Here is a 24435-nt window from a genome sequence, read left to right on the forward strand (position 1 = left end):
TATAAATAGTTGCAAATTAAGAACAACCAAAAAAACTCCTTAATTTTTAAGGAGTTTTTTTTATGTTTATATCTAATCTGAAACACTATTATAATAACAAGCTTTCATTGAAACAAGCAATAAATCAAAAATGATTGATTTTTAATTTTGCTATTGATTTCCGCTAATTATCTCATTTCTGTTTTTGTTGCGATTGTGGATTATCTCGATGTTGTTGCTGTTGTCTTGCTTGTTGTTGTTGTTGTTGTTGCTGTTGTCTTCCCTGCTGTTCTCTTGCTTGCTGTTGTTGTTGTCTTCCCTGCTGTTCTCTTCCCTGCTGTTGTTGCTGTTGTTCTCTTGCTTGCTGTTGCTGTTGTTGCTGTTGTTGTCTTCCCTGCTGTTCTCTTGCTTGCTGTTGCTGTTGTTGTTTCACTTGTTGATCATTGCGTTGTCGTTGCTGATCATTGCGTTGCTGTTGTTTCACTGGTTGATCATTTTGTTGTCGTTGCTGATCATTGCGTTGCTGTTGAGGTTGCTGCTGTCTTACTGGTTGATTTTCTCTCTGCGGCTGAGTTCTGGCATTTCTTTGCACATCAGGTTTCACATCTTTCAATTGCGTCACTTTAGACGGAGCTGGTTCTCGTCCGGTAGTTCTGTTTTTTTCTACCTGTGGTCTATAGAGCTGCAATTCTTTCTTGTTTAGATTCTGACCTGGACTCTTTCTTTCTCTTAGAGTTACTGAGGAAATTGTTCTACCGGTTCTTTTTTGCACCTCAGTTCTATCAGGTCCTGCATTGTATCTAACCCGGGTTGCATTGTCACTCCTCATATTATTAATTACTGTCGAATTCTTAATGATTGTAACATTATTTGAAGAAGAAACATAATGATTATAAATGTCCGTTCTTCCAAAATCTCTGTCTCTTACACATGTCCAATAATTATAAGGCAGACGATAACCACTGCCATAGGCAATAGTGATGCTAATACCTGGTCCTATAGGTGCCCATCCATAATAGCCTTCGGATCTTCTCCAGATCACCCATGCTGGACTCCACTCATAACCCGGGACCCATATCCATCCATAATAAGAATCATAGTACCAACGCCCATAATGAAAAGGCGCCCATCCCCATGAATAATTAGAAACCCAAGTCCAACCTACATTGGTAAATACCCAATGACCGTTAGTTCTATAAGGGATAAAAGCAGAGGACATACCGGGAACCCAAGCGTATCCATATTCAGGGCTATTAATCCAGTCTCCGTATGGACTTAAATCATCATAAAAGATCTGGAAATTGATGGATACCTGTGCAGTTGCTCTTTGAGGTGCTATCAAAATAACTAAATTGACAGCAAGGAGCAGAATAAAAAATTTAGCCGTTGCTTTCATAATAGTAATTGTTTAATTATCAGTTGATTTAAAAAACACAACTAATATCGTATCTCATTAAAGGTAAGCATTTTATAACCAAAAAATGTTAAGTAATTTTTAAAATAAGCGACTTCATAGATGACTCACTTTTCTAATAAAAACAACCATGATATTCGATCAAACTAAAGCCAATTTTTAACATAAAAACCAAATGCAACTCAGTCCATATTAACTATTTTTGATTGTCATAAAATAATCAGTACTGAACAAAAATAGAATTATGAAAAACAATTGGATTAATCATCCTATACTATTGAAAGGAGATCAAATTGAACTACTTCCTTTGGAAAAAGAACATTTAAAAGATTTATTTCTTGCCGCATCTAACAAAGAAATATGGGAACTCACATCTGTAGACTATTCAGTTGAAGAAATATTTTATCCAAATTTCAATAATGCAATCAATGATAGAGAAAAAGGAACTGTGTACCCTTTTGTTATAGTTCATAAACAATCAAACAAAATTATTGGCACTACAAGACTTCTTGAAATATATCCCAATGACAGAAAAGTTGAAATAGGAGTTACCTGGATAATGAAAGAATATTGGGGGACAACTGTAAATCTGGAGTGCAAATTATTATTACTTAACTATTGTTTTGAGACTTTAAAAAGTAACAGAGTTCAATTTAGAGCAAAAGATAATAATTTACGCTCAAGAAAAGCAATTGAAAAAATTGGAGGCGTTTTTGAAGGAATTTTGAGAAAAGATAAAATAGAACCAAATGGAATACCTAGAAATACTGCTTTTTATAGTATTCTGGATAATGATTGGGAAAATGTAAGACAAAGTATTAAAAAACAAATTGAGATAAAAGCCAGCCACTCTGATTACAATTATTAATTGACCTTCTGTTGGCACTAAAAACAAAACCATAGTATCAAAAAAGGCATTGAAAATCAACTATATGTTGACAATCAATGCCTGGTAATGAATGATGTAGTAAAAACTACTTATTTTTTTGTTTTAAAAACTTTATAACATACAAAAAGAATACCCAACCAAATAGGAATTAATTCTACGGATAACTTCATATTAGTCATCCACATGATGGATAAAATACCCAATAAAAACACAAAACAGATGTAATTACTTAACGGATAAAACAATGAAGCAAACTTCGTTTTTACGTTTTCCTTGTCTTTCGAACGTCTAAATCTTAGATGCGTATACGAAATCATAACCCAGTTAATCACTAAACAAGACACCACTAAGGACATTAAAATACTAAAGGCCTCTTCTGGAATTACTTTATTTACTAAAATACAGATAGCTGCAAAGCATGAAGAAATTAAAATGGCATTAATTGGTACCGATTGTTTGTTTAGCTTCATTAAAAACTTAGGAGCATTGCCTTGATCTGCTAAACCATATAACATACGTGAGTTGCTATATACACTACTATTATATACGGATAAAGCTGCGGTTAATACAATTAAATTAAGCACATTGGCAATAAGGCTTGTAAAAAATATTTTGTTGCCAAACAACTCAAATTCCATTCCGTTTAAATTTTGAAAAACCATTACAAATGGACTACTATCTGTCGTAATTTGTCGCCAAGGTGACAAAGCAAATAAAATTACCAATGCACCAACATAAAATATAAGGATTCTATAGATGACCTGATTTGTTGCTTTTGGAATGTTTTTTTCCGGATTTTCTGCCTCAGCAGCGGTAATTCCAATGAGTTCTAAACCACCAAAGGAGAACATAATTAAAGCCATTGCCGTTAGTAAACCTTGAAAATCACCAGTTGAAGTCTTTTCAAAGAAACCTTTTGGAAAGAAACCTCCATCGTTATATAAGTTATGAATTGTAGCATGTTCTCCTCCTGTACCACTTATTAGCAAATAAGTACCAAAGAGGATCATTGCAATAATTGCGACAACTTTAATGATTGAAAACCAAAATTCAGTTTCTCCGTAAACTTTTACAGAGGCAAAATTCAAAGCATTAATAACCAGGAAGAAAAATAAACTGGATGCCCACAGCGGAATTTCAGGCCACCAAAACTGCACATAAACCCCAATGGCTGTAAGTTCAGCCATACTAACCAAAATATATAAAATCCAATAATTCCAGCCTGATGCAAAACCTGCAAAAGAACCACAATACTTATAGGCAAAGTGACTAAAGCTTCCTGATACAGGTTCTTCGACAACCATTTCGCCAAGTTGTCTCATAATAAAAAAAGCGATAATTCCGGCAACAGCATATCCTAAAATAACCGATGGCCCTGCTAATACAGCCGCTGGACCAATACCTAGGAAAAGACCTGTTCCTATTGATCCGCCTAAGGCAATTAACTGAATGTGGCGGTTAGTCAGCCCACGTTTAAGCTGATTCTCTCGTGCGTCTTCCTGTATTTCTTTCACAAATTAGATTTTTAAAGGAGTAGAATGTACTCACAAATGTATAAACAGCGAAGATAAGTTAAAAAAGGAATCGTACAAAACATGCGTTATGCTAAAGGGATATTTTATTTCGTTACAGGATGTCAAGACTTGAAAAATTATTCAATAAATAGTCATTTATGTAAGATATATAATTTCACAAAGAGACTCGAAAGTCTCTTTATTTTGTTTTGGAACATTATTAAGCATGTTATTTGGATTTGCCAAATCATCCTAAATGCAAAACCAACTTCCTATTAAGCCATTCATCCAAATCGCTTGTAGTAGCTTTTAACGGTAGTTATTTTTACTCATTGACAATTTTTCCGTCAACGTAAGTTTGTTTTTTTATCATTTTTCCATTTTCATCATACCAAATACAAACTCCGTTTCGTTGATCATTTTTATAATATTGTTCAGCTTGAAGATTTCCATTTTCGTAGTATATAGTTGCTTTTCCATTTTTTTTTCCCGAAGAATAATTTGCATTTATTTGAACATTACCACTAGGATACCATTGCATATAAATTCCATTAATGAGTCCCGCTTTATAAAGTTTAATGTTTTTAATTTGACCATTCTCATACCAACTTTCGGCTTTCTCGGGTTTACCAATCAACCAAATTGTTCTTTCTTCTAGTTTTCCATTTTCATAAAAAAATTTAAATAAACCATTTTGTAAGCCATTGTTCCAATGTGAAATTTCTTTAATTTGGCCGTTTCTGTACCAGGTTTTAACTTCACCGTGTGTTTTCCCGTTTAGATGATAATTAATATCTGATATTTGTCCATTATCATAATACCAACGGTACCAACCAGTTCCATGTATAAGCTTTTTAGTCCACTCGATTTTATCGTTGTCATAATATTTCGTCCATTCGTTACCAATCTTATGATTTTCGACATTTCCCTTTTCTAGAATTTTTCCGTTCTGAAGATATGAAATGTAAGGTCCATCATTAATGTAATAATGAAGTAAAGTATCAGCTTTAAGGATTTCATATTCTATAAGATTATTATTGAGATCATAATCATATATTATGTCAATACGCTTACCGTTTTTCAGTTTACCTTTTTGATAAATATTCCCATTATTATAAAATGATGTAAAATTTCCATCTTTTATTGTTGTTTCATGTCCAACGGGAACCCAAGATGCTTCACCAGTCTTTGTGTCCATCCAATATACCCAATTTTCATTTCTTTTGTCTTTATCGTTGATGTCAGTATTATTACAGCCATAAATTAAAATTGAAATAAATATTATAATTAGTTTTTTTGTCATATGGTTTTCATCCTAGGTATAATTACCGCTAACGTTCTAGTACTCCAGCGGGTTTAGAGCTAAATTAATTCCTATTTCCGGATTTGCCAAATCATCCCAAATACAAAACTAACTTTCCATTAAGTCAATTGCACAAATCAGTTGTAGCAACTGTTACTAGCAGACTTTATTCATACATTAATTTTTCTAAGTACTCATCTTTTTTATTTTCCCATTCTGTATTTTGATTATCTTCTGGAATTTCAAACATATTTAGAAATCTGTCGATCTCTATTTTTTTCCTTTTGAAATATTCAATAGCAATTTCTATTTCACTAAAGAATTCTGTGTGAAACATTAGTCCATAAATTCCAAATGTAATTGCAAAGGGAATACTTCCACCATTGGCTTCAATCGTTATTCTCGCACCATTTATATTCTCTTGATCGTTTAAAATCTTACCTCCCTCAGAACCTTTCTTTCCAATTGAATTTCCATTGTTGTATTTGATCCAATTTTCGGTTAATTCAATTTCGACATTCAGAAATTCTTCTGATGTTGATTTTCTGAATATTCTTTTGATAAGTTCTTTCACTTTCGTTTTTTAAATTTGCTAATAACGTTCTGTTAATACAAGCCAATTGTCCAAATCCGTTGTAGTAACTGTTGGCAGATGGCTTTTATATTTTATTGTTTTCATCTTTCTTTACTGCTAATTCTTTTTGCTCCTTAGCAACTTCTTCGACCCAATCTTTTTTATTTGAATCGTTAATTGCTAAATCATAATGTTTTATTGCTTCGTCAAAATTTCCAATTCTTCTTTCCATTTCAGCAATTAAATAATTAATGTTTGCAATTACTGATTTGTCTTCATATTCATTTTTATCTAAAGCAGAAATCAAATAATCTTTAGCTTTTGATTGGAGTTCTTTTCTAAATTCAACTTGTTTATCATTGCTACGTAATAAATACGAACCTGTAACATAGCAAAAGGCAATTTCTTTATTTGATTTCTTTTGCAATTCTTTAATTTCGCCTGCAATCAAACATTGTTTTGCATCATCAATTTTCGTGTTATCAAATTTTGTTAGATATTCTTTAATCTTGATTTTTTCTTCTTCACTTATTTTTTCTTTGAAATCATCAATATAACCCGAAAAATGACATTTCGGACAAGTATTTATTAGTTCTTCGTAATGATCTCCAATTGCACCTTGCTTTTGAAAATCTTTAAAAGAACCAAAAGTTGTCATACTCATTGTTACACAAAATGTTACGTTTTTTCCATCTATTGGACATTTTACAGTTTCATTTTCACAAGTATGCGCATTTGCAAAATTTTGTCCTACTAAAATGATTACTACTATTAAAATTAAATTTTTCATGTTTACTTTATATTATTGAAGGTCTATTTTTTAAGCTGTCTGCCAACGTTCTGGGACTACAGCGGGTATGGGACTAAAATTAAGCCATTCTTAAGATTTGCCAAATCATCCTAGATACAAAACCAACTTTCTACTTGTTCAAATTCGTTGTAGTGGCTATTAGCAGTTTTATCTTTATGAAATCCAGGTTTCTTTAACTTTAGCAATAATCCATTTTCCTTTTATTTTTTTTATGACTACTGAATATCCTAAGCCACATTTTCCGCCGCAACTATAACTGACTTCTAAAATACCTGATTCTTTTTTAGCATCAAATTTAATATGAGAAAAAGACATAGCGCCAGCAAATTTCGGATATTTAGATTCCCAATTTATATACTCTTCAACTTTTGGAAGTTCAGTAAAATGCTTAAAAATAAATTTTTTATTGTTGTATTTTTCTATGTTAGTTTGGCTGTTTATTATGCCCTCATTTCCAATTACAATTACAAGATTTAGTGTGTCTTTTTTCAGTGCTGTCCTTTTTATTTCACACTCTATATCTCTTTGCTTGTGTCCAATTGAATCTAATCCTATCCACTTACCCTTTTTGTCATAGATAGGTTTTCCTTGTTCTGGAAAACAGGTATAAAGCCTTTTGTCGATGTAAGTTGAATCTACAATCTTTACGAATACTTCGTCAAAGACGCTTTGCTCAAATTCCAATTCAGAGACTTTTTTTTCACATCCAAAAAAGATGAAAGTCAAAAATATAATTATGATATTTAGTTGCTTCATTTTTGATACAATACTAAATAAAAAAAAGAAATAGGCATTACGGTTTCCCATAAATTCAGAATTATTTTTGTTCACCTGATCAAGATTGTGGGTGCGAAGTCAGGAGATATTCGCACAGCTTTCCAAAAGGACTCTTCGGTGATGGACTTAATTCGGTTTTCAAAGATTAAAAAAATCTTCCCTCAACTACATTGTTCCAACAATTCCCTTAACAAATCAACAACAACCGATATTCACCTTCATTTTCTATTGGAGCTCTATGAATACAGGGCAGCACTTGTTGTTTTGGATGATCTACGGCAAGTCGCCAAAGATGTCCCAATCCTAAATTAATAGGCTCTGCATCCGCATGTGTCTGATAATGTAAATCAAAATAATTTTCTTTTAAAAAATCTTCGAATTCTTCCGATGACCCATCATGCAGCTCTTTTAGCTTTGTTCGGATTTCTGGAATTAGAATTTTTTGCTCCGCCTGCGAATTAGAAACAATATCACTTGCTGCTCCGTGATAGGTACATAAATAAGTATCAGTTGCAATGGGCGAACGATCAACATGAAACGAATACACATCTGTCGATATGAAATCAAATTCATCATCACGCTCATAACACTTCAGCAAATTAAGCGATGGCGAAGCTCCAAAATCAGTTAATAATTGTAAATCATTTAAGATTATTTCCCTTGCTATACTCCCCTTTTCAGATAGTTGGAGTGCGATTAGATCTTCAGGAGAAACTTCAGTTACATTTTCTTTTAGACATAATTTGGTCACAATCTCGTTAAAATCGCCACCCAAATTTCTGTACCAGCATAGCGCATTCATTTCTCCCTTGAAATCGGTATGCACAAGCTCAGAGAAAGTAGATACTGTTCCAATTTGGCTGCTGTCAGAAAATGTATTGCTCATAGTATAATATTACGAAGCCAGTTACTTCGTGCGTTGCAAAATTATGTAATAGTAATCAGTTGCGGCATTTTTATCGCTATAAACTTTTGTAGCTACTATCTTTTTTACCGCAAAAAGTTAAGGCAGTCTCTTTTTACTTTAAGTAAATAAATTACAAATTATCTAATCCTGTTTTATTGCAAAATCATTTTAAAACTAAATAAAACAATCGTCCATACTTTTACACTTTATTTACCAAAAAACTTATATACAACACTTTACCCTTCTGAACTTTCTCCTCTTTCAAAAAAACAATATTCTATCTTCGAAAAAAAAATTACTTTTTTTCTTCATTATTCAAAACTATATCGTAATATTGCAATATAAATATAAAACGATGGGAGCTACAAAAACAGATCATTTTACAGACAATCAAAACGAACTTGCGGTTTTAGCTAAGGCTTTGGGTCATCCAGCCCGAATCGCTATTATGGAATATCTACTAAAAGTAGATACCTGTATCTGCGGAGATATAGTTAACGAATTGCCGCTATCTCAGCCAACGGTATCCCAGCATCTTAAAGAACTTAAAAATGCTGGTTTAATAAAAGGAAGCATTGACGGTAACTCTATTTGTTACTGTATCAATGAACCGGGATTAGAAAAAATAAAAGGTTTTTTCGAACATATCACTGCTCATTTAGAAAAAAAGAGAAACGAATGCTGTTAAAGTAACCAATATGAAAATCAGAAAACTATTAGATACGGATTGGTCGTAGTGGTAAGCACATAAAAAAAACTAAAACACAGAAATTATGAAACTTTCAGAAATTAAAGAAGTACTAAAAACAGTTGAAGCTGTAAATTTTGAATTGCCAAACGGAAATTTTGTTCCTGAATATTTCCATGTAACAGAAGTTGGTCTGATCACAAAAAACTTCATTGATTGCGGTGGAACAGTAAGAAAAGAAACTGTTGTAAACTTTCAGCTTTGGGATGCTAATGATTATGAGCATAGATTGAAACCACAAAAACTGATTCATATTATTGAACTTTCAGAAAAGGTTCTTGGTATCGAAGATCATGAAATTGAAGTTGAATATCAAGATACTACCATTGGTAAATATGATTTAGATTTTAATGGTGAAAATTTTATTCTATTAAACAAACAGACTGCTTGTCTTGCTCAGGAACAATGCGGAATACCTTCAGATAAATCGAAAATAAAATTATCTCAGTTAAATGCTGATAGTGCAAATTCATGTACACCTGGTTCAGGTTGTTGTTAATTTTTAAATGACAATTAAACATCTATTCTAAATACCCGACAAAAACTATGTTATTTACTGAAATTAAAAACACCATTAACTCATTTGATTTTAATCAGATCTCTGAAGAACGCAAAACTATCCTGCAGCCATTAGTAGATTATATTCAGAATAAAGTCGATAACAAACTCCAGATTAGACTTAATCTTATCTGTACTCATAATTCCAGAAGAAGCCACTTGTCTCAGGTTTGGGCGCAAACTGCTGCTGCACATTATAAGGTACAAAATGTTACCTGTTATTCAGGAGGTACAGAAGCTACTGCCCTTTTTCCAATGGTGGCTGAAACCCTGCAAGGCTCCGGATTTAAAGTTAAAACTATTTCAGAAGGTCAAAACCCTGTTTATTCTATAAAATTTGCTGCAAATGAACTACCCGTTATTGGCTTTTCTAAAACCTATGATGATGACTTTAATCCTGAGAGTGAATTTGTTGCTATAATGACTTGTTCACAGGCTGATGGAGGTTGTCCTTTTATTGCCGGGGCAGAAAAGCGTGTACCTATTACTTTTGAAGATCCAAAGGTTTCAGACGGCACGCCTCAGCAAAAGGAAGTTTACAAGGAACGTAGCCTTCAAATTGGAACTGAAATGTTTTATGTATTCTCACAAATCAAATAATAAAAATGTCAGTAAATAACTGTGCGCCTGCTGTGGGACGTAAGAAATTAGGTTTCCTGGATCGATTTTTAACGCTCTGGATTTTTCTGGCTATGGCTCTTGGTGTGGCGATAGGATATTTCATTCCGTCGAGTGGTAATTTTATAAATTCATTCTCAAGCGGAACAACTAATATTCCCTTAGCTGTGGGACTTATTCTTATGATGTACCCGCCACTTGCCAAAGTGAAATACGAGCAGATGGGACAGGTTTTTAGAAACACAAAAATCCTGGGTGCTTCTCTATTTTTAAATTGGATTGTTGGTCCTATTTTAATGTTTTCTTTGGCTCTGCTCTTTTTAAATGGTTATCCCGAATATATGATTGGTGTCATTTTGATAGGTTTGGCGCGCTGTATTGCAATGGTTGTGGTTTGGAATGATTTGGCTGACGGAAACAGGGAATATGCTGCAGGTCTTATTGCTCTTAATAGCATTTTTCAGGTTTTACTTTACAGCGTATATGCTTATATCTTTATAACGATTCTTCCTCCTTATTTCGGCTATAATGGATTTGAAGTTAACATAAGTATTGGTCAGATCGCCGAAAGTGTGGGGATATATTTGGGAATTCCTTTTGCACTAGGAATTGTAAGCCGCTATACCCTAATTGCAATAAAAGGAACTGAATGGTTTGAGACTAAATATGTACCGTTTATTTCTCCCATTACACTAATATCATTACTTTTTACTATCATAGTGATGTTCAGCCTTAAGGGAGAGTTGATTGTTCAGATTCCTATGGATGTTGTGCGCATTGCAATTCCATTGGTAATATACTTTATCATCATGTTTATCATTAGTTTTTTTGTTGGAAAATACTTTGGTGCTGACTATTCAAAAGCAACAGCAATAGCTTTTACGGCAACAGGAAACAATTTTGAGCTGGCTATAGCAGTAGCGATTGGCGTCTTTGGAATAAACAGCGGTCAGGCATTTGCAGGAGTTATTGGTCCTTTGGTAGAAGTACCCGCCTTAATTGCACTTGTAAACGTAGCTTTTTGGTTTAGAAAAAAATACTATAGTTTTCAAACCTTATAAAAATATTCATATCTGAGGTCTGTTTTATTTTTATAAATTTACGCTATGAAACAAGCCGAAAGCGTTAGCGATTTTTATAAACGACTTCCTAGCCATGCACCAGCACGTGTACCACTTAATAATGCGGGCATCGGACATATTAATATATTCAGCAGAGATAGCTGCGCGGTAGTAAGTCCTTACAGCCGCCGGGATTTTTATAAAGTTTCCCTGATTATTGGCAAGGGTAAAATTTATTATGCCGATAAATGGATACAGATCGACCAACCAGCACTACTTTTTTCCAATCCTGTAGTACCATATTCCTGGGAAGCAGAGTCTGAACAGCAATCAGGCTGGTATTGCTTGTTTACTGAAGATTTTATTCAGCATAGCGAACGCCTGGGCAGTTTACAGGATTCCCCTTTATTCAAAATTGGCTGCAACCCTATATTCTTTCCCGATGCTATTCAATTGAAGGAACTTTCGTCTCTATATATGAAGATGCAGGCCGAAATGCTCTCCACTTATCCACATAAGTATGATGTACTTCGCAGCTATCTGCACCTGATAATTCATGAGGCCATGAAAAATAATCCTGCAACCAATTTTCATACCTACACTAATGCTTCATCAAGGGTTTGTACTTTATTTTTGGAATTGCTCGAAAGACAGTTTCCAATTGATTCGCCAGCACTTGTACTCAAACTGAAAACTCCTGCAGATTATGCTGCTGCCTTATCGGTTCACATCAATCACCTTAATCGTGCGGTAAAACAAGTAAGCGGTAAGACGACAACTGAGCATATCACTGCACGCATTATAAAAGAGGCAAAGGCATTATTACGACATACTAACTGGAACATAGCCGATATTGCCTACAGCCTTGGCTTTGAATATCCTTCCTATTTTACTCTTTTTTTTAAAAAGCATACAGGTCTGACACCCTCACAGCTGAGGTAGTCTGTTTGAATATTATAACTATCAGTTTGATCATTATAAATTCTACTGAGTTTGCTAATCTAAATTTGTTGAAACAAAATAAGATATAAAATGAAATACAGAAAACTTGGAAAAACTGACGAACGCCTATCTGCACTTGGTTTGGGGTGCATGGGTATGAGCTTCGCTTACGGACCTACAGATGATAAAGAAAGTTTAGCTACGCTGGAAAAAGCCCTTGATCTGGGAATCAACTTTTGGGACACAGCCGATATGTACGCTAATGGCGCCAATGAAGAACTTATATCAAAGGTACTGGTACCCAACCGCGATAAGATATTTATCGCAACGAAATTCGGATTCCGTTTTAAAGACGGTATTGCAGGACCCAGCAGTGCAGTTGGTACCTACTTTGACGGTTCGCCTGCCTGGATGAAAGTTGCAGTCGAAAACAGTCTGAAACGTCTGAAAACAGACACTATTGATCTATATTATGTACACCGTGTTGATCCAAATATTCCAATTGAGGAAACTGTTGGTGCAATGTCAGATTTGGTAAAAGAAGGAAAGGTACGTTATCTTGGTCTGAGTGAGGCCTCACCAGCCTCGATCCGCAAGGCGCATGCTGTACATCCAATTGCTGCTCTCCAAAGTGAGTATTCGTTACTAACCAGAGATGTTGAAACAGAGATATTACAAACTACCCGTGAACTTGGAATCTCACTGGTGCCCTATTCTCCCTTAGCCCGAGGTTTGGTTACTAATGAGCTTAATGTAGACACTTTTGCCGATAATGATTTTAGAAGAACCTTACCGCGCTACCAACAAGAGAATATAAATAACAACAATATTCTAGTGCGTGAGTTTGCTGCAATGGCCCAGAATAAAGAATGCACGCCGGCACAGCTAGCCCTTGCATGGGTATTAGCTCAGGGTGATGATATTATCCCAATACCAGGCACCAAAAAAAGAAAATACCTGCAAGAGAATGCAATGGCAGTTGACGTCAACATAACAAATGACGATCTGATGACAATTGACAAACTCCTTAAGCAATATCCTATCATAGGCGATCGATATAGTGAAGAGGCTATGAAAATGGTCAATCATTAAAATAGCAAGGTCCTAATAAACAAGCCTCCAAAATCAAATGACTTTGGAGGCTTGTATTTTTTTTGTGGTACTCTTGATTACTCTTGGAGTAAAATCCATAACTTCAATATTGTAAAACTAGTTTTCCCGCAGCTTTCTTCCAATCAAGCCATGACACTATCAATTGCTGTTGAAGTTCATTATATACTAATTCTAAATTTTGCAATTGAATCTCTTTATCGTTTAGTTCATTAAACGATATTTGATCAAACTTATATCGTTCTTGGTAAACCATTACAATCTCCTGAGTGAGCCGGGTATTTTCATACACCGTTTTTAACTGTTGCAAGACATTATTATAAGCAATAGTAGCATTCAACGCATTGTATTTATTTTTATTAATATCCTCTATGATTTGGTTATCATTTTGTTCTTGCTCAAATTTTAATTGCTCTATTCTTTTTGCTGTATTTTCACCAAAGAAAAGAGGTAATTTTAATGATACTCCAATATAACTATTTCCGTACCAGCTATCTTGCTGAAAAGGATTCATATTTGCCGTAAACTGATCTGCTCCTAAATAACCGTTGATATTAATCATTGGACTGTGTTTTGCTCTTTCCAGTTTCTTTTTATTTTCTAAAATTTCATTTTGTGTTTTCAAAATTTCTATTTGGGGTAATGTATGAATTAGATCTTCATCAAGATCAGTAATATTTCCATCCATATTATACTTTTCTAATACGATTGAAGCAGCAAGTAAAGATTCATTTCCAGTAATATATAAAAGGTATTGCTTTAAAACCAAAACATTATTTACAGCATTATGATATTTTTGTACAGCATTATTGTGCGTTACCTTAGCATCGTTTGCATCAACTTTCAAAACTCTTTTATTACTGTATTTTTGGTTTATAGTATTCATACTTAAAGCCGTGCGGGCAGTATCACCAATAGCTTCTTTTACTTGCTGTTGCCCTACCAATGTATTAAAATAGGCCTTTGAGACTTCGTAAGTAAGCTCTATCCTAGCCTCTTTTTCATTTAAGTTTGCTAGTTTTTCTTGTAACTTAGACTCAGTAATTAACTTTGAAATAGAGATATCCAGTAAAGGCTGTTGCAACAAAACACCAGCATTTTGGGTATAATTGGCCCCTAATTTTATGGGAATCATAACATCTGAGGAGACTCCAGAATTAAATGCATTTGCAGGTAAAACACTTGTGGCAATAATAGGATTATACTGGTAGTTGTAATTTAATGATACTCTGGGCAAATACTTTGCATTTAACTCTTTTGTTTTTAACTGATTGATTTTTGATTCTGTTGCCAACGAAGCCAGTAATTTTCTGTTCTTTTGTGCTTCTTCGATTGCTTTACTTAATGTCCATACCGGGCTTTGTGCATTCATTTTAAAAAGACAAAACAGTATAAGACATCCTATAAAACCTATATTCATTGAATTATTCTTCATCATAATAACTTTTTAGCCTCTAAATACTGAAGCGGGTTCTACATTTTTTATTCTTCTAATAGCGAACACGGCTCCAAAAAGCGAAATAGAAAAAGTAACAATTAGAATCAAGAAGAGTATTATTGGGCTAAAATCTATCAATATTCCAGTTTGATACATTCCGTTTTTAAAACCCATTAAGAAAACAAGGGCAACGATAAATCCAACAATAGCAAATAAAGTAGCCTGAGTAAGTATCAGATTTCTAATATAAGAATCGGTAGCACCTATTGCTTTTAAAGTTCCATAATCCTTAATCCTGTCAAGTGCCGACGAATACATCGTAAGACCAATAATAAAGAAACCTGCAATAATGGCAAACCCAACCAGAGATCCTGTGCTGGCGCCTAAACCTGTAGAAGCCAAAACACTCTTTATAGTCGATGAGCTTAAAGATGATGTACGCCAGGCTCTTACTCCATAAACTGAATTATTGATTTGAGCAACAACACGATCTACGTCTTCCCCATCTTTTACATTTACCATTAAAGCACTTATATTAGTCGAAGAAATATTACCATAATATCTTGCCCTATCTACTGTAGTGTACATTAAATAACCGCCCCAACCTCGTATTCCTTTAGTTTGTAGCGTAATAACGGCTCTTTTCCCGTTTATTTCAAAATAGGTTCCAACATTTGACGAACCTCCAAAATTACTTCGATCAAAGTAATCAGCAGATACGCCTGCCTCTTGCAGTAAATCCGGTAGTTTCCCCTGTATTATTTTCGAGCTATCCGGGCCCGCTTTAAAATAAGGATATTCGCTCCCGATAATGTTTACAATAGCGCTGGTTCCATTAGGAAATTTTGCTTTACTATTTGTTACAACAATAGGAAATGCTTCTTTAACTCCTGCCAAACTCTTAATTTCTTTTTCTTTTCTCCTGTCTATCAAACTAAGTTGATTAGCATCAGTCGTTTTATTATCAACAACCCAAATATCTGTTGTTGTATTTTTTACCAACACACTCATTAATCCTGTCAAAAAATTGAATGTTCCTATTTGCTGACCAATAAGAAAAGTGCTTATTACAATTCCAACAACCACACCTATGCTTTTAGTTTTATCAAAACGAATAAACTTCCAGGCAGTTTTAATAATAGATTTCATGTCTTGTTCATTTGTTCTTAATTGATGGTTTCAATAACACATTCAATTCGGGAATTGATTAAGTATTGCGTTTGGTTTGCCAATAGGATTTTTATTTCCCTAACTCTTCTATCTTCCTGATCACCTGCTTTTTCAGAAAAAAGCGATTTGCGTTTAAGTGCAGATGAAGCAAAGATTACAACACCCGAACCGACAGTTTTATTAGAACCAATTTGACGAATAATTGCTTTTTGTCCTTTTTTAATTTTATCTGCAAACAGCTCATCAATTTCACAAGTAGCAACCAATTTGCTTTTCGGAATAAAATCTGCAAATGCTTGGTTTGGCGACAATGCGGCTCCTTTTGTTGCATTCATTGTCATAATTTGCCCATCGCTTAATGCTTTTATCCAATACTGTTGTAATTCCTTATTTGAAACTTCTAACTCTTGTTTAACTTCTTCAAGTCTGGAATTTTCCATCATAACCCGACTTTGTAGTTGCTCCACATTGGCTTGAAAAATTTTCGTTTCTGTTTCCAGATTATCAACATTTTGTCTTGTTTCTGCTCCATTTTCATGTAAGTTTTTCAATCGCTGTAACTCTATTTGTTTGTTAACCAGGTTTATTTTGTTCTCCTTTAATTTTAGTTGTGCAATATTTATTTCGATTCTTTGTGTTTCAATTCTACTCTTAATTTGTACTTTTTTGGCATCTTGAACAGAATGATCCAATTCGATAATTAAATCACCTTTGGCAATTATATCATTTTCCTTTTTATGAATAGCAACGACAATACCGCCTACTTCTGTTGCCAATGAAGACAATTTTTCATCAGGTTCTATCCGTCCGAGTCCCACAATACCCGATGAAATAACTTCTTTTAGAGCCGATACCTGATCCGGTTTTTTTTCTTCTTTCTTACTACAACTACTAAAAATTAAGGCTATTAGATAAATTATGGTATATTTCATTCTTTATAATTTTATTAATGATTCTCTAAAAAAGTTACATTTTCATTCTCGGTTGCGATTCCATTATCTACATAAATAATTCTATCTGCAAATTGTTTAAGTCGCATATCATGTGTAACCACAATTACACTCTTACCATTTTGGGCAAGTGCTTTTAATTCATCCATTACCAAACCAACACTCTTAATGTCTAATGCAGCCGTTGGTTCGTCACAAAGCATAATTGGTGGATTTGTTACCAATGCCCGTGCAATAGAAACTCGTTGTTGCTGACCACCACTCAGCATTTTTGGCAAGTTTTTCATTCTATCTTTCATCCCTACCAATTCCAGTGCTTTTTCGGCTTTTATTTTTGCTTCAGTATCACTTAAATTCATAAGTTGCAACGGCATCATTACATTTTCTAAAGAGTTAAGTGGTGCCAAAAGGTTAAAACTTTGAAACACGAAACCAATTTTGCTCAACCTCAAAGTCGATAATTGTTTAGCCGAAAGTGTATTTACTTGCTGACCATCTATAAAAACATTTCCTTTTGTTGGATAAATGACACAACCTAATAAGGACAACAATGTGGTTTTTCCTGAACCCGAAGGCCCTATTATTAATGTGAGTTCACCAGTTTTAAACTGAACAGTTGTGGGTCTTAAAGCAGTAATCAATGTATCACCTGTTTGATATTCTTTGCATGCACCTCTTACTTCTGCAATAACTCTATTTTTCAAAGCTGCCTCTTTCATAATTTAATGTCATGATTAAAGTTTAGGTTTTTCTTAAAGTCGTTTTCAAATTCCTAATAGAGGTCTATTGTAATTGTAGCGTCATTTTTCAAAACATAAATTGAGCAATCATTGAATGTTGGCGCTCCTCCATCCGGCTTAAAATTGGTACTGTTTCCTACTGGCTCTTTGGGCATTCCAAACCAATTACTGTTTAACTTTCCATTACTATCTAAATCCTGAAAAGCGGTAATCGCATAAGTTCCTCTTGGCAAATCAATTTGAAATTTTAAACTTTCCTGGTTTGCCTTTTGATTTTTAGTCAAATACACTTTTTTAAGAAAGTTCTCTTTTTTGTCATATACATTCAGTACTATAGCACCTTTACCCTTTTGAATATTAGCCACTTCAACATTCATTTTTACCTGTTGTGCATTAACAAAATACGATACCATTAATACCATACCACTTAGAATCATTTTTTTCATTTTCTCTTTTTTTAAATTATTATTGAATTGTTTTTTTAGATTTTTATTTTCCAAAACGGTAGGTTAGCATCATTTTTACATAAGGCATTTCTTTTGCTTTGTAGTTACTAATGGTATCATTGTTAGAATTATACAATGTGTACTTATTTGCAAAACCAAGCCCTCCTTGCAACTGAAACCAAAAAACATCAAAAAGACGTTGGTTAATTTGTACCCCACCATGAATAGCCGAAAATTGAGCATAATCAACCTCTGCTCCCTCATAGTTCTTGTAGTTTTGTAAATTATGAAGCGTCCAGTCTATTGATCCTGCGATACCAACTTGTGTACTGTTGCCAAGATTTCGAAAAACATTCACTCTTGGCCAGTATACCTGAGCAAACCATTTACCGTTATTACTTTTATAATCTACAGATATAGCAGGTGTTATTAAAAACTTACCAAAAGCGTACATAATATGTGGACCAATTCCAATTTCAAGATTTGATTTTTCTCCAAATTTTCTTGAAACTCCAAAAATGCCATCCAGTACCATGTCATTCATCGAAAAAGAACTTTTAAAATCTGAAGCAACAGTAGGTATGAAAATTCCAAAAGCGGCCCATCTTTTTCCAAAAGGATGACGTACTACAATGGTAGGTTTGATCTCCTGTATTTTTGTGATATGACTCGGACTATTCTCTATTTCTTTATCGAATGTAAAGTCTAAAACACGATAGTTGACTACGCCAAGAATACGAGTTTTTCCAATTTTAAAAGATGGTATTGGCAGCCAAAAATCGTAAGTATTATATTTGAATTTATTCCCATAATATGGATCTACGGAAGATAAATTCTTAAAGTTGCTTTTTCCGTTTACGGTAACGCCAATCCCAGCGCCATCGGTTATTAATTGAGCATAAAATTTATTTGGAAGACAAATAAACAAGGTTAGCAAAACCAAGGATAGTACTTTTTTCAAAATAACATTTATTAAATTTAAACACACGAGCTGTATTAGCCCTCTAAGATTTTCTTAAGGCAAAGGTGTGGTTAAAACAATAATTGTTGTTAGGATTTAGTTTGCCGTTACTCGGACAAATCGTGCATAAGTGAGTTTCGGTACTGTGAAGGAGTTGTACCGGTTATTTTTTTAAAAAGCCGTCCAAAATAAGATGGGTCTTCATAATTCAATTCAAAAGCAATTTCTGAAATATCTTTAGTCAAATCTTGCAAAAGAATCTGACTTTGCAGGATACTAACATTGTTGATCCATTCTTTTGGTGCTATTCCGGTAGTTTCCTTAATGCACCTATTGAGATAGTTTACAGAAATTTTTAATTTATCGGCATAAAAGGATACCGATTTATCCTGACTATGGTATTTATAAACCAATTCTTTAAAAGAAAAAGTGATTTCATTACCACGGTGTACCGTTTTATTAAGCTCTTTATTTGAAGAAATAATTTTTTGAAAGGCAGCTTGCATAAGCGAATAACAAATTTCGATATTAGAATTCTCATCCCGAAATTCCTGACCTAATAAGCAAAACAAAGAATTAAGCCAAATACTTGTTTCTTTTGGCAATTTGATAACCGAATTAGTAGCGAAAATCTGTATCAACTCCTGTTTAGATAAAATATGATTCAGGACACTTTCTTCAAATAAAATGAAATGACCGGTTATAACCAGATCAATTTCTTTCATTGCCGTAATATGACCTTGTTTTATAAACAAAACATCATCCTCGGTTATGGTTATTATCTCATTATCGACTTGTTGTTTTGCACTCCCTTTAGTAACATGAACGATAAAATTATAATCAGGTCTGAAAAGCGGAGTTGGAATTTGAATATACTCTGTTGTCGTATTTAAATCATATATCTGCAAGGGTGTTTTTAAGAAATCAAAATCTAAAGAAGCATCAGACATAAATTGTTTTGGAAATTCTTCTGATGATATAATTTTAATAGTCTTACTCATGTTGCAAACTTAAGTATTTAATTGTAAATGGTAGTATCTCCATATCTGAGTGCTTTGTATTTTGTTGAATATATGGCCATTAGTTTTATCTCATCAGCTTTGTTCTCTTAAAAAACATCAAAAACCATTTCAAAAGGAAGAAGATTTATGAATTTATTATTCTATCTGATAAAGAATAACTTATAAAAAATGAACATTGAACTAGGGGATTAATAGTTTTTTTGATACTTACTATATAATTAATTCAAGTTGCTAGTTTAAAAATTCAACAAATAAGTTGGTTGTAAAAAAAGTATAATCCCTATGGGATATTTCTGTGGTGTGTCTTTCGTTAATTCTACCAATATTTAACTCCTAACGGAGTAATAAAAAATATCTCGGAGAGATTACATATTGGTAGTGATCAATTTATTTTACCATTTTTTTGTCCCGTAGGGACTACACTTATTAACTAGCAACTTGAATTAATTATCCAAATACTATACATCAACTCTAATCCAGTACCATTTTTGAGAAAGGAATTAAATATTTTAATAATTGATGACCACCCACTTATTACAGAAGCTTACAAAAGAATTTTTTTCGATAATAATAATTACGAAATAAACTCGCACATTGTTAAATCTTATGGTGAAGCTCTGGTAATTTTAAACGGCAGTAACTTTGATGTGGTTTTTATTGACTTTGAATTATCCGCTTCAAATGATGGTTTCCATATTTCAGGAGAAAGGCTAACTATTTTAATAAGAAGTAAGTTTCCTAAGATGAAAATTATAGTGGAAATATCTGAAAGTAAAGCAAGGCTGTTTTCTATTTTTCCATTCTACGATAATCCCGGTTTCGTTGTAAGTTGGCAATGTCTGGCTTACAACGTCATTTAGATTTCTTACCAAAAAAAAAATCGTGAGTTTTTTTTAGAGATTTATTAGTAATAGGATCTTTCAATTTACTAGCGAATATCACTTGCAGACCAGTTGTATCAGCTTCTTTATCTGAGAAAAAAACCTGCACACCTCCCCTATCAACTTTGGAAGCATTTTTATTTTTTAATATGCCTAAATAAAGAAACTGATTGTCTTTTTTAAAAGCATAATACAATTGATTTTCTTTGTCGTACTGCATTTTTTTAGTATCACCCCATTCACTAAGATCACTATCAACAACAACTTGCGCTTTTAGTGAAACTGAAAATAACAAAAGAATGTTGTAGAAAAATAGTATAAAATGATTGTATTGCTTCATTTTTTTATCTTTTTAACGGATAAATAAGGGGTTTGTGATTAATTTTTAAGATATGTTAGTTGCAAATCTTGAAAACAGTAATAGATTCTTTACAAATATATATGCTCTCTACAAATCTCTGTTGTGGTAAAACCGCAAAAATTTATGTAATTAAGATGTTGTTTTTTACAAAAAGTAAAGGATATACAAATTATTCTATCTTCACTCCTAACCTTTATAAGTAAACTATACTCTATTTAAAGTTCTTAATAATATATAGTAATTGCATCCCATAATTCAAGTAATCTCATTTAAAAAAAACAAATGAGCTGCTTTATGGTTACTCAGGATATAAATCTTTTAAAAGTATGACGATACCATTTTTAGAATTATCTACTGAGATCTCTATTCTATCGCCTTTAAAAGATCATCAGTTTTGTGCTTTTTAACTTTGCCTTTTGAAATTATTTCAACTTTTAAATTATAACTCACTCATTTGTAACTTGATAAATGATGTAAACTTATATGTTCATTGTAAAGGGTAAAACTACTTTAATTTCTTATCACCACTACCCAGCCAAGTCCCATTTTATCTATGAAAAAAGCATTTCATCGATATTTTATCTCGATCAAAGAAAAGTTCAATTGTTGTAAAATCAAACTATTACCTATAAATCAAAAATGCTTTTTTAAATAAATTTTACTCCATAAAAAAATCCAATTAAAGAAATTCACTATTTATTTTCTCTTTTTTTTATCTAAAAATGTCGTTTCAACGAGTTTTTAGGTTGTTGAAAGAAAAATACTAGCTATTAAAAACAGAACATATAAATTTGAATATGTTAAAAAAATAAAAATTTCATAAATTTTTAAAATAAAAAACTATGAAAACAAAAATTACTCTATTCCTGTAGATTTTTTAATTCTGCTAGTTTCAACATTAAATAGTTATTCACAAACAAATCCAAGGGTTAGCTTTGGTGAATCAAGAGCTTTTAAATATTCAGATTGTCTTTCAAAAGAAGATAACAACCTCAAATTTTCCATTGATTAATTTAACAAGAAATTAATTACTGATTTATTTAAATAATAAAGATTATGAAAAAAATTACTTTTATTCCGTTTTTAACTTTTTTACTATTGTTGTTTTCTACAGTAATTGGTTACTCACAAAATACTAATGTTACATTTGATAATACTAATGCTTCATTAACAACAGCTCCAGCTTGTTCCTTTTCGCAATGTAATGCTCAGGATGTAAATTTTGGAGATGTCTATTTAGGTGATAATGTAGGAAATGTGGCTACTTTGGCTTATATTACAAATCCTGTAAATGGATTGTATATTTGGGTTACTGTTTCATCTAACAGTTCCAAATATGATTTGTTATTTCAATTTGACTATCTGGTTGGAGGTGTTCGAAAAAATTTCGATAACACTAATTTTGTTGGTGCTGCAACAGATAGATTAACGATTAAAATTAGAGGGAGTATAATTACAGCCGGTTCCAAATACAGAATGGCTCAAATTACAAACTATACCGCAGGTCAATCCCTTGAATTAAAAAATATTTATTTAAGCTGGGAAACAAGTGGGCAAGCCATTTCGCCTGCTCAAAGTCTTTCTTTGATTACTTGTAATCCTCCTAAATGCAGCAGTGCGCTTTCAAGTGGGATAATTATAAGAACACCTTTGTTCGCCGATTTTTCTATTAATAAAAATTGTGATGGAGGTACTTATCAAAAAGTAGTTTATACCAGTACTTCAACAGGAGTTCAGCCAAACACTAATTATAGCTGGTCATTTCCGGGAGCTGCAACAATCTCTCCAGTTAGTTTAACAACAATAGGACCATATACTGTGACTTATTCATCGGCTGGTCCGCATACTGTTAGTTTGACCGTTTCAGATCCAACAAATCAGGTTGTCCCAAATACAAAAACAGTTAATAATATAACTTTAGTAGCGTGTTGTACTGCACCAGTTATAACACCAATAACTGGTACTAGTATATGCAGTGAAGGTACTTTTACAGTGACACCAGCAAATGGAACTAACGGAACAGTCCCAGCTGGCACGACCTATAGTTGGGCAGCTCCAAGTGTAATTGGAATTTCGGGAACTGCAGCAGGAAGTAATGCAGCTAATATCAGCGGTACATTGACCAATACAACCAATGCTCCAATAAATGTTGTTTACACTGTAACTCCAACATCGGGAATCTGTACAGGAAGTACTTTTACCGTAACAGTAACCGTGAATCCTAAACCAGCATTGACCAATATAACGGCCTCTACTATATGCAGCGGAGGCACTTTTACTGTAACACCAGTAAATGGAACTAACGGAACAGTCCCATCTGGTACCACCTATAGCTGGGCTGCTCCAATTGTAATTGGAATTTCAGGAACAGCAGCAGGAAGTAATGCAGCTAATATCAGCGGTACATTGACCAATACAACCAATGCTCCAATAAATGTTGTATACACTGTAACTCCAACATCGGGGACTTGTACAGGAAGTACTTTTACGGTAACAGTGACAGTGAATCCATTACCAACAGCAACTATTACCGGTACCATAGCGGTATGTAAAGATGCGACAGCTCCAAATGTAACTTTCACAGGAGCAGCGGGAACCACTCCATATACTTTTACTTATAACATCAATGGGGGCAATAATTTAACAGTAAGCACAATCGCGGGAAATTCTGTAACGGTAACCGTACCTACTGCAGCCTCTGGCACATTTGTTTATAATTTAGTAAGTGTTCAAGATTCAAGTTCAACTACTTGCTCACAAGCACAGACCGGAACAGCAACCATTACAGTAAATCCGTTACCGATATGTTCTATCATTGGTTCGAATGGTCCACTTTGTCCATCTACAACTGGTAATAGTTATTCAGCACCGGCTGGAATGAGTAATTATAGTTGGTCTGTGTCAGGAAATGCTACAATTCCTGGCAATACATCATCGCAAACCGTTTTGGTGACTACCGGAGCCGGTTGTGGAGCATCATTTACACTAACCTTAAATATTACAGACAATAATGGATGTCAATCAACATGTTCTCAAACAGTTAACGTGCAAGATACAACAGCCCCTACTTGGACAACCGCTCCGGCTGCGCTTGATGTAACCCTGGAATGCAGCGATGCCCAAGGACTAACAACTGCGCAAGCTAACGCCCCTGTGGCAACTGATAATTGCGGTGGACTAATAACTTATGATAAAGTAAGTGGCAGTTTTGTGGCTGGTTCTTGTGTTAATTCAGGAACGTATACCAATACCTGGACTGCA

Annotated in this window: 24 protein-coding genes; 9 read left to right on the top strand and 15 right to left on the bottom strand. The window is 33.6% G+C overall.

Annotation, left to right across the window (positions count from 1 at the left end; genetic code table 11):
* Nucleotides 1–172: 172 nt before the first annotated feature.
* Nucleotides 173–1375 carry a DUF6600 domain-containing protein gene (locus LPB88_RS22225; RefSeq protein ID WP_230717857.1) on the bottom strand — a complete coding sequence of 401 codons (1203 nt, stop codon included), beginning with the start codon at nt 1373–1375 and terminating at the stop codon, nt 173–175.
* A 262-nt stretch (nt 1376–1637) separates the two neighbouring features.
* On the opposite strand from LPB88_RS22225, the gene LPB88_RS22230 reads away from it, so the two are divergent.
* Nucleotides 1638–2261, top strand: coding sequence for a GNAT family N-acetyltransferase (locus tag LPB88_RS22230; protein WP_230717858.1), 624 nt, complete (start codon nt 1638–1640; stop codon nt 2259–2261).
* A gap of 110 nt (nt 2262–2371) precedes the next feature.
* On the opposite strand, the gene LPB88_RS22235 is transcribed toward LPB88_RS22230, so the two are convergent.
* From LPB88_RS22235 to LPB88_RS22260, 6 genes are all read right to left on the bottom strand, one after another.
* Nucleotides 2372–3796, bottom strand: a complete 1425-nt coding sequence (locus LPB88_RS22235) for an amino acid permease (RefSeq protein ID WP_230717859.1) — start codon at nt 3794–3796, stop codon at nt 2372–2374.
* 325 nt (nt 3797–4121) lie between these two features.
* Entirely contained in the window at nt 4122–5099 is a 978-nt protein-coding gene (locus tag LPB88_RS22240; RefSeq protein WP_230717860.1) for a toxin-antitoxin system YwqK family antitoxin, read from the bottom strand.
* A gap of 166 nt (nt 5100–5265) precedes the next feature.
* Entirely contained in the window at nt 5266–5673 is a 408-nt protein-coding gene (locus LPB88_RS22245; protein WP_230717861.1) for a hypothetical protein, read from the bottom strand.
* Between the two features lie 85 nt (nt 5674–5758).
* Complete coding sequence (locus LPB88_RS22250) at nt 5759–6463, bottom strand: DUF2225 domain-containing protein (RefSeq protein ID WP_230717862.1); 705 nt, start codon at nt 6461–6463, stop codon at nt 5759–5761.
* Nucleotides 6464–6637: 174 nt separating this feature from the next.
* Entirely contained in the window at nt 6638–7291 is a 654-nt protein-coding gene (locus tag LPB88_RS22255; RefSeq protein ID WP_230717863.1) for a hypothetical protein, read from the bottom strand.
* Between the two features lie 157 nt (nt 7292–7448).
* Nucleotides 7449–8147 carry a DUF1826 domain-containing protein gene (locus LPB88_RS22260; RefSeq protein ID WP_230717864.1) on the bottom strand — a complete coding sequence of 233 codons (699 nt, stop codon included), beginning with the start codon at nt 8145–8147 and terminating at the stop codon, nt 7449–7451.
* A 376-nt stretch (nt 8148–8523) separates the two neighbouring features.
* Here LPB88_RS22260 and LPB88_RS22265 point away from each other — a divergent pair, with 376 nt between their 5' ends.
* From LPB88_RS22265 to LPB88_RS22290, 6 genes are all read left to right on the top strand, one after another.
* Nucleotides 8524–8856, top strand: a complete 333-nt coding sequence (locus LPB88_RS22265) for a helix-turn-helix transcriptional regulator (protein ID WP_230717865.1) — start codon at nt 8524–8526, stop codon at nt 8854–8856.
* An 85-nt stretch (nt 8857–8941) separates the two neighbouring features.
* Nucleotides 8942–9415 carry a DUF6428 family protein gene (locus LPB88_RS22270; RefSeq protein WP_230717866.1) on the top strand — a complete coding sequence of 158 codons (474 nt, stop codon included), beginning with the start codon at nt 8942–8944 and terminating at the stop codon, nt 9413–9415.
* Between the two features lie 47 nt (nt 9416–9462).
* Nucleotides 9463–10074 carry a low molecular weight phosphatase family protein gene (locus LPB88_RS22275; protein ID WP_230717867.1) on the top strand — a complete coding sequence of 204 codons (612 nt, stop codon included), beginning with the start codon at nt 9463–9465 and terminating at the stop codon, nt 10072–10074.
* 5 nt (nt 10075–10079) lie between these two features.
* Nucleotides 10080–11153, top strand: a complete 1074-nt coding sequence (arsB, locus tag LPB88_RS22280) for an ACR3 family arsenite efflux transporter (protein WP_230717868.1) — start codon at nt 10080–10082, stop codon at nt 11151–11153.
* A 45-nt stretch (nt 11154–11198) separates the two neighbouring features.
* Nucleotides 11199–12095, top strand: coding sequence for an AraC family transcriptional regulator (locus tag LPB88_RS22285; protein WP_230717869.1), 897 nt, complete (start codon nt 11199–11201; stop codon nt 12093–12095).
* A 90-nt stretch (nt 12096–12185) separates the two neighbouring features.
* Nucleotides 12186–13187 carry an aldo/keto reductase gene (locus LPB88_RS22290; RefSeq protein WP_230717870.1) on the top strand — a complete coding sequence of 334 codons (1002 nt, stop codon included), beginning with the start codon at nt 12186–12188 and terminating at the stop codon, nt 13185–13187.
* Between the two features lie 103 nt (nt 13188–13290).
* Here LPB88_RS22290 and LPB88_RS22295 read toward each other — a convergent pair whose 3' ends face one another.
* The 7 genes from LPB88_RS22295 to LPB88_RS22325 all read right to left on the bottom strand — a co-directional run bounded on the left by LPB88_RS22295 (nt 13291) and on the right by LPB88_RS22325 (nt 19911).
* On the bottom strand, nt 13291–14643 hold the full coding sequence (locus LPB88_RS22295) for a TolC family protein (protein ID WP_230717871.1): 1353 nt from the start codon (nt 14641–14643) through the stop codon (nt 13291–13293).
* Between the two features lie 9 nt (nt 14644–14652).
* Nucleotides 14653–15792, bottom strand: coding sequence for an FtsX-like permease family protein (locus LPB88_RS22300; RefSeq protein ID WP_230717872.1), 1140 nt, complete (start codon nt 15790–15792; stop codon nt 14653–14655).
* 17 nt (nt 15793–15809) lie between these two features.
* A complete protein-coding gene (locus LPB88_RS22305; RefSeq protein WP_230717873.1) occupies nt 15810–16745 on the bottom strand; it encodes an HlyD family secretion protein in 936 nt (311 codons plus the stop codon).
* Nucleotides 16746–16759: 14 nt separating this feature from the next.
* Nucleotides 16760–17482: an ABC transporter ATP-binding protein gene (locus LPB88_RS22310; protein WP_230717874.1), complete on the bottom strand. Its 723-nt coding sequence runs from the start codon at nt 17480–17482 to the stop codon at nt 16760–16762.
* Between the two features lie 53 nt (nt 17483–17535).
* On the bottom strand, nt 17536–17949 hold the full coding sequence (locus LPB88_RS22315; protein WP_230717875.1) for a DUF2141 domain-containing protein: 414 nt from the start codon (nt 17947–17949) through the stop codon (nt 17536–17538).
* A gap of 43 nt (nt 17950–17992) precedes the next feature.
* Nucleotides 17993–18910 carry a DUF6268 family outer membrane beta-barrel protein gene (locus LPB88_RS22320; protein ID WP_230717876.1) on the bottom strand — a complete coding sequence of 306 codons (918 nt, stop codon included), beginning with the start codon at nt 18908–18910 and terminating at the stop codon, nt 17993–17995.
* 107 nt (nt 18911–19017) lie between these two features.
* On the bottom strand, nt 19018–19911 hold the full coding sequence (locus tag LPB88_RS22325) for an AraC family transcriptional regulator (protein ID WP_230717877.1): 894 nt from the start codon (nt 19909–19911) through the stop codon (nt 19018–19020).
* Nucleotides 19912–20420: 509 nt separating this feature from the next.
* On the opposite strand from LPB88_RS22325, the gene LPB88_RS22330 reads away from it, so the two are divergent.
* Nucleotides 20421–20792, top strand: a complete 372-nt coding sequence (locus LPB88_RS22330; RefSeq protein ID WP_230717878.1) for a response regulator — start codon at nt 20421–20423, stop codon at nt 20790–20792.
* On the opposite strand, the gene LPB88_RS22335 is transcribed toward LPB88_RS22330, so the two are convergent.
* On the bottom strand, nt 20785–21153 hold the full coding sequence (locus LPB88_RS22335) for a hypothetical protein (protein ID WP_230717879.1): 369 nt from the start codon (nt 21151–21153) through the stop codon (nt 20785–20787). The genes LPB88_RS22330 and LPB88_RS22335 overlap by 8 nt on opposite strands.
* A 1077-nt stretch (nt 21154–22230) precedes the next feature.
* Here LPB88_RS22335 and LPB88_RS22340 point away from each other — a divergent pair.
* Nucleotides 22231–24435 (top strand): PKD-like domain-containing protein (locus LPB88_RS22340; protein ID WP_305070321.1); only part of this gene is annotated, 2205 nt, incomplete at its 3' end.

Source organism: Flavobacterium sp. JAS, assembly GCF_020991455.1.
Taxonomy (GTDB): Bacteria; Bacteroidota; Bacteroidia; order Flavobacteriales; family Flavobacteriaceae; genus Flavobacterium.